We start from the raw sequence: 14565 nt of genomic DNA on the forward strand, positions 1-14565 counted from the left end.
TAATGGTCGCTACGAATATTGGAGGGGCAAAGGCATTGACAATGTCGCCGATGGTCGGCAAGACCTTGGCGATCTGTGTCAGTGCCGGTATTGGGTGGGGCGTTCTTTCGGTTCTCGCTGTGGCGGCATTGTGTAGTGTCTATCTATGCCGCAAATTCGCAGGGGAATTGGGCGAACCCGTCAGCGATCTTGAGGCATAGGCCGCGATCATTTCGTTTGCCACGCCATGCGTGACGATGATCTGGCCAGACTTGCGGAAAAAATCGTGCTGGCGTGGGCGGGCTGCTGCGGTCGGGCGATCAAGCCGAAACAGGACGTCGTGGCGTCGGTTTTCATAACACTGCGCGAAATCTGCGAGCACGGCCATCCGCAATCGGGCGGGCATGGACCGTCCAAGGCCGCCGACCGGCGGACCGGGCATGACACCTCGGTCAAGCTGATCAGCTGCCCCGACTGCGATTCCATCATGCGAAACCATGCCGCCCTGGCTCGGCATCGGCGGTTCTGCGTCAAGGGAATGCGCAAGATCAACCTTTCGACAGACTGACCCATCCGCCGTGGGGTGTTTTCGGCCCCGCTTGGTTTCTGCCATGCCGCTCCGAAGGGGGCGGTCGGCCGGAACCGGAGGGCGTCAGGCCAGTTCGTCCCGCAAGATGTCCTCGTCGGAAGCGCCGTTGGCAGCTTTGCCGCGGTTCAGTTCCTTCTCGACCAGATCGACGCCGCGATCCCAGGCATATTTGGCGGCAACGCCGGCCACCAAGGCGGTGCCCAGCGATACAACCAGGCCGCCGCCGACGGCGGTCGCGGCCACGGCGGAAAGCGCGGTGGCCAGGCCGGCGCCGACGGTTTCCTTGCCGGTATCGATGGCCGCTTCGGTATTGGTGATGCGCTTTTCCTTCAGGAGGCGGACGTTCTTGGCCAAGGCGGCGGCGCCGCCGACCAGGGCGCCGAGAACGCCGACGCCGGGAACGGATTTCGCCAGATAGGGGGCAAGGTGAAAGGGCATTACGATGGTCCTTGTGGTTCGGATGTCGGTCTTATTCTTCCCCGGCCGCAGCCAGGAGCGCATCATCGGACAGGTCGGGGGTGCCGTGGCGGCGTCGCGCCCAGACATAGAGCGCGGCGGCCCCGGCCAGTCCGGCGGCCCCCAGAAGGAACGGCCCCCAGGCGCCGAGTCCCAGACCGAGGCCGAGGCCAAGCCCCTTGGCGGACAGCATGGCGCTGCCGGTTCCGGCGGCGGTGATGGGAGTGACGGTGCCGGCTCCGGCGGTCAGCAGCGACGAGGCTGATCCAGCGCCCACGGCGGCGGCTCCGCCGGTGCCGGTGACGGCGGCCGGAATGAATTTGGCGGCGATGGCGCCGCCGCCGACGGCCTTGCCCGCTCCGGCGGTCAGGGGCTTCAGGACCAGGAATTTGCCGGTGGTGCCGCCGATGACGGGGCTGGGGGCGATCACGAAGGTCTTGCCCACCAGGCCGCCGGTCTGGGTCGCGGCGTTCTGGACGTTGATGGCGATCAGATCGCCGCCGCCGACCGGGTTCAGATACAGCATGCCGGCCGCCTTGGTTCCGGCGGCGACGGGGGGCTGGGCGATGGTGAAGCTCTTGCCGGCCAGGGCGGGCAGGTTGACGGCGGCGGCGGTGCCTTCCACCTTCATCATCACCAATTGTCCCGCGCCCGTGGCGGCGGCGGCGGCCTTGGCGCCGGTGACCGGGGTCAAGGCGATCCAGTTGCCGATACCGCCGATGGCGGCGGGGGTCTTGCCGACCATCACGGTCTTGCCGACCAGAGCCTGCAGTTCAACCACCTGCCGGGTCGCGTCCAGCTTGACGATGATTGGCGCTTGTCCGGCGGCGGTGGGGGTGATGGTGGCGAGATTGGTGGCCGCCGACACCTTGGTGACCGTCGCGGTCTGACCGGCGAGGGCGGAAACCTGAGACGCCTGCATGGCGCTTTCGACCTTGGCCAGGAAAAGGTCCTGCATCGTGTCTGTCTTTCCTTACGGCGGCGAGAATGCCGCTATGCGCCTGAAACCGGCGGGCTTGTCGAGCGGCTTTGGATCAGATCAACGCGACGAAATAGCCGACCAGCGGCAGGCGCCAGGTGCGGCGCAGCGCCACCGAGGCCAGACCAGCCACCGACAGAACCAGCACGCCCATGGACGAGAAACCAAACAGCCACTTGCCGATCAGGGGAAGATGCAGGGCGAACATGGCCAGGACGCTCCACATCCACAAGACCAAGCCCTGCTTGGCGTGGAAGTACACATATTCGTCGTCCCGGCTCATCAGCAGCGGGACGAAGCAGAGAATGCCCAGATAGCTCAGGCCCGCCATCAGATAGGAGCGGCAGCCGCAGGGGGTATTTTCGGTTTCGAGCAAGATTGCCTCAGCCATTGTCGTATCCTCGCTTAAGTCGCATCGGCGGCGGCATCAACCTCCGCCTTGCAGTTTTTCAATTTGCCGACCAGATAGGCGGCGCCCGCCAGCCCGGCGATGCCGATAAGCACGGGTCCCCAGGCACCGAGTCCCAGTCCGAGCCCGAGACAGACACCCTTGCCGGTCAGCATGGCGTTGCCGATGGCGGCTGTCCCGACCGGAGAGGCGATGATGCCGCTCCCGACGCCGAGGGCGGCTCCGCCGGTCCCGACCCCCGCGGCAGCCGAAGCCTTTGCCGGGGCGGCGGCGTTTGCCAAAATCTGCCCTCCAGCCTGAGCGGCCATGACTCTACACTCCGAATCCTCACGTACAGCCTGGCAAGAATAATTGAAACAAGAGCCCAGGCAAACAGAAAATGCGTTGATAGCTCCTCTCAACTTCTCTTCGGGTCATGTGATCTTCGGCTGGGGATGACTATGCGCTTCATCTCCAGATATTTTGTTGAGAGTGAATTGCATGCGCGCCAAACCGGACGGGGTTGACGTATTCAATCCTGGTCGGCTTGGGAACGATCCCTTTGGATGTTGACGGTGGCTTGTTTCCTGTGGCACTCGAAAGTCCCCGGCCATGAGGTGCTCGTCATGCTTGATCTTTGGGATGTGACCGCCGCGCTCGCCGTGGTCGCTTTAGTGGGGGCCTGGGCGGCGCGGCGTTTCTATCGGGGCAAAGGTTGCGGTCTCGGCTGCGGCGGCTGCAAGACGCCAAAGGCGGGAAAGTGCGACTAATTCTCTTTTGCTCTTCTGAGAGAGAAAATAATAGTTGGTCGCAACTTCTCCGCTGTCGTGACGTTGTCCTCGTAACGTGTTGTCCTCAGCAATGATCTCATGTTATTGATGCCGCTAGTCTGAAGGGGGGCTGGCGTTTTCAGTCCCGCGCTACTTGATTGTGAGGAGAACCGAGGTGCCAGCTCAGATCGCCAACGGAGTTATTTGCCCCCCAGGGGCCCCGGCCGGAACCAAGGCCGCCGCCGCCATGGGCGAGATGGAGCGCGAGGGCGCCGCCGCCAAGGCCGGGGCTGCCAAGACGGGCGCCGCCAAGACCGGAACCGTCGCCAAGACCGGCATCGCCGCCAAGACGGGTGTTGCCACCGCCGTTGCCGCTCCGGCGGCTCCTGCCAATGTTGCCGCCGCCCAGGGCGCCGGGACCAAGGTCGCCCTTGGCGCGGGCAAGGCCGCCGCCGGTGCCAAGGTCGTCGGTGGAACCATCTGGACCGGTAAGGGGCTGGGCCTCGGTCTGGGTCTCGGTCTGGGCGCGTGGGGGCCGATCATTCTCGGCGTTGTTGGCGCCGGGGCGGTTTACGCGTATATGAAGAGCCGTGATATCGAATCGGCGCAGAGCGACGAGGAAGTCGAACTGCGCGACGCGCTGGCCTGAACGAGGAGGAGGGGGGAATGACTGAAGCTATCCTTCGCAGCACGCTCGGTGCGCGCACGACGGTCATGGCGGCGCTGTCCTATCTCAGCGTCTTGTGCTTCGTTCCGCTTCTGGTGGATCGGGACGACGAATTCGTCTACTTCCACGCCAAGCAGGGGCTGGTGATCTGGATGTGGGGCGTTTTGGCGCTGTTCGCGCTGCATGTTCCCGTTCTGGGGAAGTGGATTTTCGGTTTCTCGTCCATGGGGGTTCTGGTGTTCTCCCTGCTCGGCCTGGTTTCCGTAGTGTTCCAGCGGGCGTGGAAGCTGCCCCTGATCAGCTGGGTCGCCCACCGGATCTGATCTGATCTTCGGACCCGATGATGCGCATCTCGACGTCTCGCTTTGGCGGGCGTTGGGATGTTTCGTTTCGGGAGCCCCGCGGGGCCGTGCGCGGGCCGCGTCCGCAGGCCGCTCGCGGCACTTAGTTAATGGCTTGCCAAAAAGGTCGGCGATCATGAAGATCGCCCCGGCGGGTCTGCCTGCCTGATCGGCGGCAGCGAAGCCAGTGGGAGCGGAGCCTGATGGATAGCAACGAAAAAGAACAACCCCTGGGCGGACGCCGCCCCGCGCGACGCCGGGACGGCGGCGGCCAGGTGGTGGTTCTGTATCTGGCCGTGATCCTGGTGGGCGGCGTGCTGGCCTGGCCCTTGCTGGCGCCGCGTCTCGGCGGCCTTCCCGGCCCCTGGGCCAAATGGCTGGGGGACGAGATGGGCTCCACGGCCGCCGCGCCCCGACCGGCCGGCCTGGACGAACGGGTGGAGATGCTGGAAGCCTCCCTGGGGCCTTTGGCCATGCGGCTGGCGGAGACCGACCGGCGGTTGACCGTGATTGAAGCCGTGATCCGCAAGCAGGAGCACGAACCGCGCAAGGAGGCAGCCGCCGCCGCCGATCAGGCGCAGATGGCGCGTCTGTCCGCCGAGGTGGCCGCCATCAAGGGCGATCTGGACGTGGTCCGCAAGCTGGCGACCGACGAAGGGGGCGCCGCCAAGCTGTCCAGCGCGGTGGAAAAGGCGGAAGCGGCTTTTCGCCGCATCGCCGAACGCCGCGACCGCGCACCCTTGTTCCTGGCGGTGCTGGGGCAACTGCGGGAAGCGGTGGACCGGGGCACGCCTTATCCCGCCCAATTGAAGGCGGCCCTGGCTCTGGCCGAGAAGGGCGGCGCCGACAAGCTGGCGCCATTGACCATGGGGGCGGGGACCGGGGTGGTCTCCCGCGTGGCCCTGGCCGAGAGCTTCCGCATGACGGCGGCGGCGGCGCGCAAGCTCGACGACGTCGCCGAAAGCAGCTGGATTCCTGCCAATATCCGGCATTGGCTGGGATCTGCGGTGGTGGTTCGGCGGGCGGAAAACAGCAATGAAGGCATCGACGGGGCCTTAAACAGCGCCTCCCGGCTGCTGGCGGGCGGCGATCTGGCCGGGGCGGTCACGGTGCTGCGCCATGCCGAAGGTCCCGGCATGGCTGCCATCCAGCCCTGGCTGGAAGCGGCGGAATTGCGTCTGACCGTGGACGCGGTGTTGTCTGAACTGTCGGCGACGGTTATGACCGTCGCCGCGTCCCGGGACGAGTGACCATGCTGTTGCGCCTTATCGTCCTTTTGATCTTCATGTCGCCGGTGGTGCTGGCCACTTTGTGGTTCTCGGACAATGCCGGGACGGTGCAGGTGGAATGGCTGGGGTGGCATGTGGACACCAATGTCCCCGTGCTTCTCGGCATTCTTCTGGCGGTGTTCATGCTGTTTTCCGGCCTGACGCGGCTGTCGGCGCTGGTGGCCGATCTGCCTGCCAAGCTGGGCAAGTCGCGACAGGCCCGGGGACGGGAAAAGGGAATGCTCGCCCTTTTGGCGGCGCTGGACGCGGCCGAAAGCGGCGATGTCGGCGACGGCCGCCGCCTCGGAGCAGAGGCGGCCCGGTTGCTGGACAGTCCCGAGCTTGCTGCCCGCCTGGACCGGCTGATACCGCGCCCCGCTGCGCCTCCGGCGGCGACGCTCCGGCCCGAGCCGGCCAAGGGACGTCTGTTCGCGAAGAAGCCGCCCGCACCGCCGGTGGTCGAAAGAGAGCCGCCGCCGCCGGTCAAGGCCGCGCCGCCGCCTGCTCCCGTCGCCGTCGTCGAGACGCCTGCCGCCCCCGCCGATCCCAGCGCCGAGGATGCGGCCGCCTTTGCCGCCAAACTCCGGGATGGCGAGTGGGCGGCGGCCCAGGCATGCATCGACGCCACTCTTTCCGCCGGGCGGTTGTCGCCGGCCTTGGCCGCGCGATGGCGGGCCGTGGTGCTGGAAGGGCAGGCATGCCTGGACTCCCAGGACGATCCCGCTCGGTCCTTACGGCTGGCGCGTGAGGCATTGGCCGCCGATCCGGGCTTTCTCCCGGCGGCTCTGCACGTGCTTCGGCAGGAGGTGTCCGAAGGTCGCCGGTCCGAAGCCGAAGCGGTCCTGGCCGCGGTCTGGCGGAGCGCTCCCGCACGGATTTTGCTGGAAACCTGCTCGCCGCTGTGGCGCGAAGACGATGCCGAAAGCCGTTTGAAGCGGCTTGAGGTCCTGGCGGAATGGGCTCCGCATGATCCCGAAGGCCACCTTGCCGCCGGGGAAGCGGCCGTCGCCGCCGCCAAATGGGGCGTCGCCCGCCGTCACCTCATGGCGGCGCTGAAGATCGCGCCCGATGCGTTGGGATGTCGGCTGATGGCCGAGATCGAGGACAAGGAGCCTGGCGGAGCGGAGCGGGCGGAAATCTGGCGCCGCCGTGAACGCGAAGCTCCGGCAGCGCCCACCTGGGTGTGCGAGGCTTGCGGCGCTACCTCGGGGTCATGGGCGCCTTATTGTTCGGCCTGCGCCGCCGGAGCCGCCATCCAATGGACGCGCCCGGCCCACAAGCCGGAAAATCCGCCCGCCCCCGCGAGTGTCCCGCCGTCGGCGGAGGCTCCGCCCGCTCCCGCCGAGCCTAGAGTTTCTCGCATTCAAGCCGAATCAGAAATCGAGAAACTCTAGAAAAACGAGCTGATGCACTTGCGCTGAGCCAGCGTCGTGACCGTGTAGATGGCCAATCCTACCAGGCCGCCGACCACGGTGCCGTTAATGCGGATATACTGAAGATCCTTGCCCACATGGCTTTCCAGCTTCTCGATCAGGAACGGGGTGCGCCAGCGCATGACCAGATCGGTGATCAGCGAGCCTATCAGCTCGCGCCGGGGCACCAGCAAGGCTTCGGTGGCGTCGCGCAGCCAGCGGTTCAGGGTCGCCCGCATGGCGGTGTCGTGCTCCAGCCGTTGACCGATCTCGCGCAGGCCGTTTTCAAGGAGCATCTCCATGGTCTTGGCCTCCTCCATCAGGTGGTCGTAGGCGCTGCTTCCCAACTGGCGGAGATAGGCATCCAGGGCGGGATCGTCGAGAACCTGCATCTTGACCTCCTCGATCCGCTGGGCAAAATGCGGCGAATTGGTCATGCCGTCGATGGTTTCGTGGACGAAGAGCTCGAATTTCAGCCGCCAGGGATGGTCGGGGGCGGTCAGCTCCCCCAGTGAGCCGTCGATGCCTTGGGTGACGCCCTGTGCGATCTGGGTCTCCACCCACAGCGGCAGCCATTCCGGACATTCCTTGGCGACCTTGGCGCGGATGAATGAACGGTTCTGGGCGACGAAGGAGCGGGCCTCGGTCACCAGATGATCCAAGATGGCGTGGTGATAGCCGCGCCCCACCATGTAGGACAAGATGTTGGCCATGCGCGGGGCGGTGATGGCGGTATCGACCACCTTGCGCAGACCGCCGCCGATGGTGCTGCGCCACCGTTGCTCGCCGATTGTATCGACGATGGGGGGGAGCGATCCGGCGATCCGGGCGGCGATCATGGCCGCCGTCTCAGGCCGGGCCAGCCAGCGCCCCAGCCGTCCGGCGGTATCGAGTTCCTCCAGCCGTTGGGCCAGGGCCTGCGACGCCAGCAGGTTGTCTGCGACGAACCGGCCGATGGCGGCGGCGATCCGGCCGTGATTGCGGGGAATGACGGCGGTGTGGGGGATGGGAAGTCCGAAAGGATGGCGAAACAGGGCGGTAACCGCGAACCAATCGGCGATGCCGCCGACCAGGGCGGCTTCGGCGAAGGCCCGAACCGGCGCCAGCCAGGGCCAGGCTTTCTCGCCCCAAACGGAGAATGCGAACACAGCGGAGATCAAGGCAAGCAAAGCCGTAGCATAAGTCCGCATGCGGGAAAGTCCGGCATGTTGCGTTCGATTATCGTTATCTTCTGGTGAAGAGAGCATCTGATCCGAATCCGAGGGCGGCGGCAGGAAATCGAGACTTTTTGTTTCGAGCATATATACGCAATCCGCTGCAGCGGCGGATTACGGGGTACCTTCGTATGAACCCAGTGTTTATGTGTTGTCAACCGCCCCCGACTCGCTGTTATAGTCTGACCGAATCGGAGGTGACGGGTGTCTCGAGTGGAAGCGGCTGCGGCAGAAGTTAAAGTGCGCCAGCACAACGCCCTTTATTTGCTGTCGGCGTTGTGCATGGTTTTCATGACCCTGGTGGTTGCTATTCAGCCGCTATTCTTGCGAAACGTTCTTAATATCTCATTCGAAACCGCCGGCGCCGTCAATGCCAATGTGCAGGTGGTGACCGAGGTTCTGGATATCTTCATCTTCGCCTATCTCGGCTACCTGTCGGATCGGATCGGGCGGGTCAGGATCATCGTGGCCGGTTTTCTGGTCGCCGCCATCGGTGCGGTGATCGCGCCGCTCAGCCCCTGGATCGGCGGTGCCTCCATCGGGGCGCTGGTCGTCTATTACGTTTCGCGGGTTATCATGTCGGCGGGCAGCGGCGCGGTATGGCCTCAATTGTCGGCCCTGGCCGGGGATTTCAGCGACGACGACACCCGGGCGCGCCTGATGTCCAATACCGCGTTCATGATGGCCTTCGGGGTGACGCTGGTCTACGCTGTTTTGATGCAGATCCCGGCCCATGCGGGCATCGCCGTGACCATGCTGCTGACGGCGGCGGTCTCCCTGGCCGGTGCTTGGCTGGCGGGGAAATTCCTGGTGGATGTCGCTCCGCGCACCCAGGAAACCTCGGTTCCCTGGCGGGCGGTCTGGAGCTTGGTGAAGGCGGAGCCCCGCCTGCGCCTGGCTTTCGCCAGTTCGCTGTTCGCCCGCAGCGACATGGTGTTCGTAGGGCTCTTCCTCATGCTGTGGTTCATCTACTTTGCCGATCTGATCAAGGTCGGGCAGGCCGAGGCGGCGGCGCGGGCCGGAATCTTGATCGGGCTGATGGGGGCGGTGGTCATGCTCTCGATCCCGGTTTGGCGGTCGTTTATCGAGCATTTCGGCCGCATTCAGGCGGTTCTGCTCGGGATGGTGCTCTCCGCCCTGGGATTCATAATGTTGGGTTTCATCATCAATCCGTTCGACTGGTTCATCGTACTGCCCATCTTGTTGATTGCGTCCGGGCAGGCTGGTTGTTTTGTGGCGCCTCAAATATTAACAGTTGACTACGCGCCTAGGGATTTGCTTGGGTCTGTGCTTGGCGCATTTAATGTTATTGGGTGCATTGGTATTATTTTCTTTGTTCAGGTCGGCGGGTTTTTATTTGATTATGTTGGCCCGCCGGCACCTTTTGTCTTTACTGGTGTTGGAAACTTGATTATATCGGCGTATGCATTGCGCCTGCTAAAACGCGAGGCGCGTGACGGCGGCGGCGACGACGCCCCAGGGGACGACGGGGTGGCGTAGCGCCATTCGCTCTGCATCAAGACTGGAGTAACGTTTATGCCAAGCGTGATTTTCGGACTGCTGGCGCTTGCCCTCGGATTGCTGGGGGTGACGGCATGGTGGTGGTCGGTGACCGAGTTCCTGCGCGGAGCGGTGCCGGTGGCCCTGCTCATCCTTGGCTTGGTCGCGTTGGCCTCCGGGGTGCAATCCGTGCGGTTGCCTCGTTCCAACAAGGGGACCGCTTCAGACCCTGACATCGATGGTTGATGGCCATGTTCAATGGTGACGTAGAAGACGGCGGGCGCGGCGATGCTTCCTGCGGCAAGGATCTGAAGCGCTATCTGATGCTCATGGGCGTGGTTGCCCTGGTCGTCCTATTTGGCGCCTTCATTTACCGGCAGTCCTCGGGCGGTCTTCGTCTCGGCGCCATGTTGGAGCAGATGGGGCGGGGCACCGGCCCTGCCGTCAATGTTCCGGTACAGCAGGGCGGGCCGTCGGCAGCCGTCAATCCGGCCATGTCGGTTCCGGCTGGTGCCCGCGTGGCGCCGCCCTCGGCCGCCGGTGCTATAGCGACCATGCCTCCCATGGTGGATTTCGGACCGGCTCCCATTGGGGCCGGGGGGCCGTTCTCCAGCGTCGTCACCTTGCTGCGCAACAGCGTCGTCGCCGTGACCGCGTCATCGGCCAACGGGCAGGCCATGCCCGATCCCCTGGGCTTGGCCAACCCTGACGGACTGCCCCATTTCGCCAATCCCGCCACCCGGTCGGTGGAAAACATCGGCACCGGCGTGATCGTCCGTAACGACGGCTTCATCGTCACCAACTATCATGTGGTGCGCGGCGCCAATTCGGTGTTCGTTACCGTGCAGGACGACGTGGGCTCGACCCGCTATTCCGCCGAAATCATCAAGATGGACGAGGCTCTGGATCTCGCCTTGCTGAAGGTCGCCCCCAAGACGCCGTTGACAGCCGCCGTTCTGGGCGACAGCGACGGGGTGCAGGTCGCCGACGAAGTGATCGCCATCGGGACTCCCTTCGGTCTGGACATGACCGTCAGCCGCGGCATCATTTCCGCCAAGCGCAAGTCCATGGTGATCGAGGGCGTGACCCATTCCAACCTGCTGCAGACCGACGCCGCCATCAACCAGGGCAATTCCGGCGGTCCGCTGGTGATTTCCAACGGGACGGTGGTCGGCATCAATACCGCCATCTACACCCCCAACGGCGCCTTTGCCGGAATAGGCTTCGCCGTGCCCAGCAATCAGGCCCGCCTGTTCATCTTGGATGAAGTGGGCTGGCTGCCGACCTCCACCGCCGAGGGGGCCTCCATGGGCCTGGTGGCCATGCAGCGCCCCATGGGCGGCGGCGTGGGCGCGGCGGGTCCGGCCATTTTCGCCGGGACTAGGGCGCCCCACACCGATGGCCGCCAGAACATGGATTGCACCACCTGCCACGATCTGATTCCGGCCGGAAACGGGCGGCCCGCGCCGATGATGCCCATCGCCGCCCCGATTCCGCCGCCGCCGATTCCCATGGGCGCCGTCTCGCCCCATACCGACGGCCGTCAGAACATGAACTGCGCCAATTGCCATCAGATGCTGGGCGGTGCCGCGCCCATCGCCGCACCGGGACTCGGCGGGGGGGCTTACCGCTTCGCGCAGCCGCCGGGAAGCCTGGCCATCAATATTCAGGGGCCGCGCGGCGGGCAGTCGACCGCCGCCGGAACCGGCCGGGTCACGCTTTTGGGCGCCGCCTTGACTCCCATGTCGCAGCGCCTTGGCGCCCAGACCGGCGTACCGGTCGGACGCGGAGTGTTCATCTCCGGCGTCACGCCCAATACTCCGGCGGCGACGGCGGGGCTGCGGCCCGGCGACGTCTTGCTCAAGGTGGACGGCCGTCCTGTCCGCCTGCCGGAAGAAGTCTCCGCCATCATGGTCGAGATGCATGCCGGACGGTCGGTGCGGCTCGGCGTCCTGCGCGATGGCGATGTGCGCAACATGACCCTGGTCGCGGGACCCGCCGGTCTGGCCGCCGCAGCGGTCCAGGCTCCGACCATTGCCGACATGGCGCAGCCGCCCATGGGCGGCATGGCCCCCACTGCACCCGGCATGGTCGCGGTTCCCGGTGGTCCGGCCGTCATGCCGAAGCCTCCGACCGAGTTCAACTGGCTGGGCATGGAGATCGAAACCTTCCAGGCGCCGCGTCCGATCACCGGTGTGCCGGGCGCCGTTCCGGTTCCCGGAGCCAAGGGTGCCCAGGTGGCCGAGGTTCTGGTCGGGTCCCGGGCCGCCGTGGCGGGGCTCCAGGCCAATGACCTCATCCTCGAGGTCAATAATCGGCCGGTGGCCGGTCCGGCTCGTCTCGACGCCGCCATTAAGGGGGCGACGAATGCCGGGCAGCAGATTTTGCTGAAGGTCAACCGCAATGGCCAAGAGTTCTGGATTGTCCTTTGATGGTGGAGCTGGATAATGGCGAATAACCGGCGAGATCGCGACAAAGGCGACGGGAGCCAGGGTGAAGGCTTGTCGGCGGGCGGCGGAATGCCGTCGGAGCCCGAGATCGTCTCGGTGACGGTCCATCCCACGCCAACTTTGGCCGTGTCGCTGAAGCCGGCGCAGCAAGGCGATATTTGGGCCAGTTTGCTGGAAAGCTCGCCCTGGTCGGCCAATCACGGCGGCCGGATCGAGCCGGTTCAGCCGAGCCCCGCCCCTACCCGCCCCACGGAATCCCCGTCCGTCGGCGATCTGGTCAGCCGCTGGTCGCAGCCGATCTGGCGGACCCCCAGCCGCGTGGAAGAGGTCGAGACCCCGGAGAGCAATTTCGTCATCGAGTTGGAGGCGTCCCAGCCGATCACTTCGGATATCACGGTGTCCGTCTCCGATCTGGTGATCGAGGTTCAGCCGATCCAGACCACCGAAGCCGAGCCGGAGCCCGAGCTTCCGGTGGCCGAGCCCGAGCCCGGAGTCGTGCCGGTGGACGTTGTGGCCGAAGCCGAGCCGGAGCCGGAGCTTCCGGTGGCCGAGCCCGAGCCCGAAGTCGTGCCGGTGGAGGTTGTGGCCGAAGCCGAGCCGGAGCCGGAGCTTCCGGTGGCCGCGCCCGAGCCCGAAGTCGTGCCGGTGGACGTTGTGGCCGAAGCCGAGCCGGAGCCCGAGCTTCCGGTGGCCGAGCCCGAATTGGTTCATGAGGCGGCTGTTTCCGAGCCGGTGGCCGAAAGCATCGAGGACGCGGTGGCGGTTCCCGCCCCGGCGACTAATTTCGGTCTTGCCGAACTGATGCAGGCGGCTGCGGCCATGGCCCCGGTTTTGGCCTCTCCCCCTTCCGTTGCCCCAGCGGCCAAGCCCGTCCGAGAGCCCGCGAAGAAGAGGAAGGCTCCGCCGGTCAGAAAGAAGGTCGCCACGGTTCAGGACGTTCCCGTCGAAGACCTTCTCGGTGGAATTTTCGGGATCGCCGGTTCGGCGGTGCGTAGTGTCCTCAGTCTTGGTGCCGGGGTCGTCGGCGGCGTGGTCAAGGGGGGGCGTGTCATTGGGGACAACGTCGTCGCCGGTGCGCGTCGGCTTACGGGGTCCGCCGAGGGAAGTTGCGGGACCTGCTCCACGTCTCAATGCGATACGGTGGGCAAGAAAAAATAGCTGGCAGCCGTCAATTGGTCATTTAGCACGCGAACGGAGTGACAAAAATGAGTGAAGGTGAAGGCCAGGCCAAGAACAGATTGTTCCTTGGCATCGACCTTGGGACTTCCCATACTGCGGTGATGTCGAGCCGGGGCAAAAAGTTCCTGCTGAAGTCGGTGGTTGGATACCCGAAGGACGTCATCGGTTTGAAGCTGCTCGGCCGCCCCTATGTGGTCGGCGACGAGGCTTTCGAGATGCGCTCCTACCTGGACATCCGCTATCCGCTCCAGGACGGCGTGCTGAGCGAGATCAGCGACCGCGACATCGAAGTGGCGCGGCATCTGCTGACCCATGTGGTGAAGTCGGCCGAGCCCGGCCCCAACGACGATATCTGCGCCGTCATCGGCGTGCCGGCGCGGGCGTCGGCGGCCAACAAGGCGCTGCTGCTCAAGATGGCTCAGGAGGTGGTTCATACCGCCCTAGTGGTGTCCGAACCGTTCATGGTCGGCTACGGCCTGGACAAGCTGATCAACACCATCATCGTCGATATCGGCGCCGGAACCACGGATATCTGCGCCCTGAAGGGCACTGTTCCCGGCCCCGAAGATCAGGTTACCCTGACCAAGGCTGGCAACTATGTGGATGAGCGGCTCCAGAACGCCATCTTGGAACGTCATCCCGAACTGCAGATGAACGTGAATGTCGCCTGCGCGGTGAAAGAGCAGTTCTCCTTCGTCGGCCCCCCCACCGAGGTTGCCTCGTTCGAGTTCCGCGCCGCCGGCAAGCCCGTGCGCGCTGACGTGACCGAGCCGGTGAAGATCGCCTGCGAGGCGCTGATGCCCGACATTATCGAAAGCATCGAGACGCTGCTGCGTTCGTTCCAGCCCGAATATCAGGCCACCGTGCTTCAAAACATCGTGTTTGCCGGCGGCGGCTCGCGCATTCGCGGATTGGCGGCTTACGTCAAGGAAAAGCTGCGTCCCTTCGGCGATGCGAACGTGACCTGCGTCAAGGACCCCACTTTCGACGGTTGCCGGGGCGCCTTGCGTCTGGCGGAAGAGCTTCCGCCGCAGTATTGGCGTCAGCTTGGAGACGTCTCCGGCTCGTGACGGGGGGAGAGTTCGATATGCGGGACGGGGATACGCGGCAGTCTAGGACAGTGGCATGGTAAGATTGATCGGATCGTTGGTGTTCGGCGGGTTGATCGTGCTGTTGGCGTCGTCCAACGCGCATATGGTCGAAACCCGCCTGGGACCACTGGCGATGATTGCGCCGCATTTCGTTGTTCTGGGCATAACGTTTTTTCTCGGTTTCGCCATCGGCATCGTCTCGGTGCTGGCGAACGTCATGACGCGGCGCAAGCAGAAGTCGCCGGGGAAGAGCATCGTCATCAAGCGCTGAATCCCTTCGCT

The 14565-nt window shown here is 65.1% G+C and carries 16 protein-coding genes; 11 read left to right on the forward strand and 5 right to left on the reverse strand.

Annotated elements, in window-relative coordinates; translation table 11 throughout:
• The first annotated feature begins 226 nt into the window (after window positions 1-226).
• Window positions 227-547, forward strand: coding sequence for a hypothetical protein (locus XM1_RS10860; RefSeq protein ID WP_068433401.1), 321 nt, complete (start codon window positions 227-229; stop codon window positions 545-547).
• Window positions 548-631: 84 nt separating this feature from the next.
• Here the strand turns inward: XM1_RS10860 and mamC are convergent, their stop codons facing one another.
• From mamC to mamG, 4 genes are all read right to left on the reverse strand, one after another.
• Window positions 632-1006 carry a magnetosome protein MamC gene (mamC, locus tag XM1_RS10865; protein WP_008620745.1) on the reverse strand — a complete coding sequence of 125 codons (375 nt, stop codon included), beginning with the start codon at window positions 1004-1006 and terminating at the stop codon, window positions 632-634.
• 31 nt (window positions 1007-1037) lie between these two features.
• On the reverse strand, window positions 1038-1982 hold the full coding sequence (gene mamD / locus XM1_RS24675) for a magnetosome protein MamD (protein WP_197603114.1): 945 nt from the start codon (window positions 1980-1982) through the stop codon (window positions 1038-1040).
• 76 nt (window positions 1983-2058) lie between these two features.
• Complete coding sequence (gene mamF / locus XM1_RS10875) at window positions 2059-2394, reverse strand: magnetosome protein MamF (RefSeq protein ID WP_008620747.1); 336 nt, start codon at window positions 2392-2394, stop codon at window positions 2059-2061.
• A 14-nt stretch (window positions 2395-2408) separates the two neighbouring features.
• Window positions 2409-2720 (reverse strand): magnetosome protein MamG, encoded by a 312-nt coding sequence (mamG, locus tag XM1_RS10880; RefSeq protein WP_068433403.1) that lies wholly within the window; start codon window positions 2718-2720, stop codon window positions 2409-2411.
• A gap of 616 nt (window positions 2721-3336) precedes the next feature.
• On the opposite strand from mamG, the gene mms6 reads away from it, so the two are divergent.
• From mms6 to XM1_RS10905, 4 genes are all read left to right on the forward strand, one after another.
• Window positions 3337-3810 (forward strand): magnetic particle specific iron-binding protein Mms6, encoded by a 474-nt coding sequence (mms6, locus tag XM1_RS10890; protein ID WP_011383391.1) that lies wholly within the window; start codon window positions 3337-3339, stop codon window positions 3808-3810.
• A 17-nt stretch (window positions 3811-3827) separates the two neighbouring features.
• Entirely contained in the window at window positions 3828-4151 is a 324-nt protein-coding gene (mmsF, locus tag XM1_RS10895) for a magnetosome protein MmsF (protein WP_008620754.1), read from the forward strand.
• Between the two features lie 221 nt (window positions 4152-4372).
• Window positions 4373-5419: a COG4223 family protein gene (locus tag XM1_RS10900; RefSeq protein WP_011383392.1), complete on the forward strand. Its 1047-nt coding sequence runs from the start codon at window positions 4373-4375 to the stop codon at window positions 5417-5419.
• Between the two features lie 2 nt (window positions 5420-5421).
• A complete protein-coding gene (locus tag XM1_RS10905) occupies window positions 5422-6831 on the forward strand; it encodes a heme biosynthesis protein HemY (RefSeq protein WP_011383393.1) in 1410 nt (469 codons plus the stop codon).
• Here XM1_RS10905 and XM1_RS10910 read toward each other — a convergent pair.
• Complete coding sequence (locus tag XM1_RS10910; RefSeq protein ID WP_043746017.1) at window positions 6828-7997, reverse strand: DUF445 domain-containing protein; 1170 nt, start codon at window positions 7995-7997, stop codon at window positions 6828-6830. The genes XM1_RS10905 and XM1_RS10910 overlap by 4 nt on opposite strands.
• 270 nt (window positions 7998-8267) lie before the next feature.
• On the opposite strand from XM1_RS10910, the gene mamH reads away from it, so the two are divergent.
• The 6 genes from mamH to mamL are packed head-to-tail and all read left to right on the forward strand — an operon-like array spanning window position 8268 to window position 14554.
• The gene (gene mamH / locus XM1_RS10915; protein ID WP_231920770.1) at window positions 8268-9563 is read left to right on the forward strand and encodes a magnetosome biogenesis transporter MamH; all 1296 of its coding nucleotides are present in this window, start codon (window positions 8268-8270) and stop codon (window positions 9561-9563) included.
• A 36-nt stretch (window positions 9564-9599) separates the two neighbouring features.
• Window positions 9600-9809: a magnetosome protein MamI gene (mamI, locus tag XM1_RS10920; protein ID WP_008620768.1), complete on the forward strand. Its 210-nt coding sequence runs from the start codon at window positions 9600-9602 to the stop codon at window positions 9807-9809.
• Complete coding sequence (gene mamE / locus XM1_RS10925; protein ID WP_068433408.1) at window positions 9809-11995, forward strand: magnetosome formation protease MamE; 2187 nt, start codon at window positions 9809-9811, stop codon at window positions 11993-11995. The genes mamI and mamE overlap by 1 nt, the downstream gene beginning before the upstream one ends.
• 15 nt (window positions 11996-12010) lie before the next feature.
• Window positions 12011-13171, forward strand: coding sequence for a magnetosome protein MamJ (gene mamJ / locus XM1_RS24680; RefSeq protein ID WP_068433410.1), 1161 nt, complete (start codon window positions 12011-12013; stop codon window positions 13169-13171).
• 47 nt (window positions 13172-13218) lie between these two features.
• Window positions 13219-14262: a MamK family actin-like protein gene (mamK, locus tag XM1_RS10935; protein WP_068433412.1), complete on the forward strand. Its 1044-nt coding sequence runs from the start codon at window positions 13219-13221 to the stop codon at window positions 14260-14262.
• A gap of 55 nt (window positions 14263-14317) precedes the next feature.
• Window positions 14318-14554, forward strand: coding sequence for a magnetosome protein MamL (gene mamL, locus XM1_RS10940; RefSeq protein ID WP_008620778.1), 237 nt, complete (start codon window positions 14318-14320; stop codon window positions 14552-14554).
• Window positions 14555-14565 lie beyond the last annotated feature (11 nt).

Origin of the sequence: Magnetospirillum sp. XM-1, from assembly GCF_001511835.1 — a bacterium.
In the GTDB taxonomy this organism is placed as follows: Bacteria; Pseudomonadota; Alphaproteobacteria; order Rhodospirillales; family Magnetospirillaceae; genus Phaeospirillum.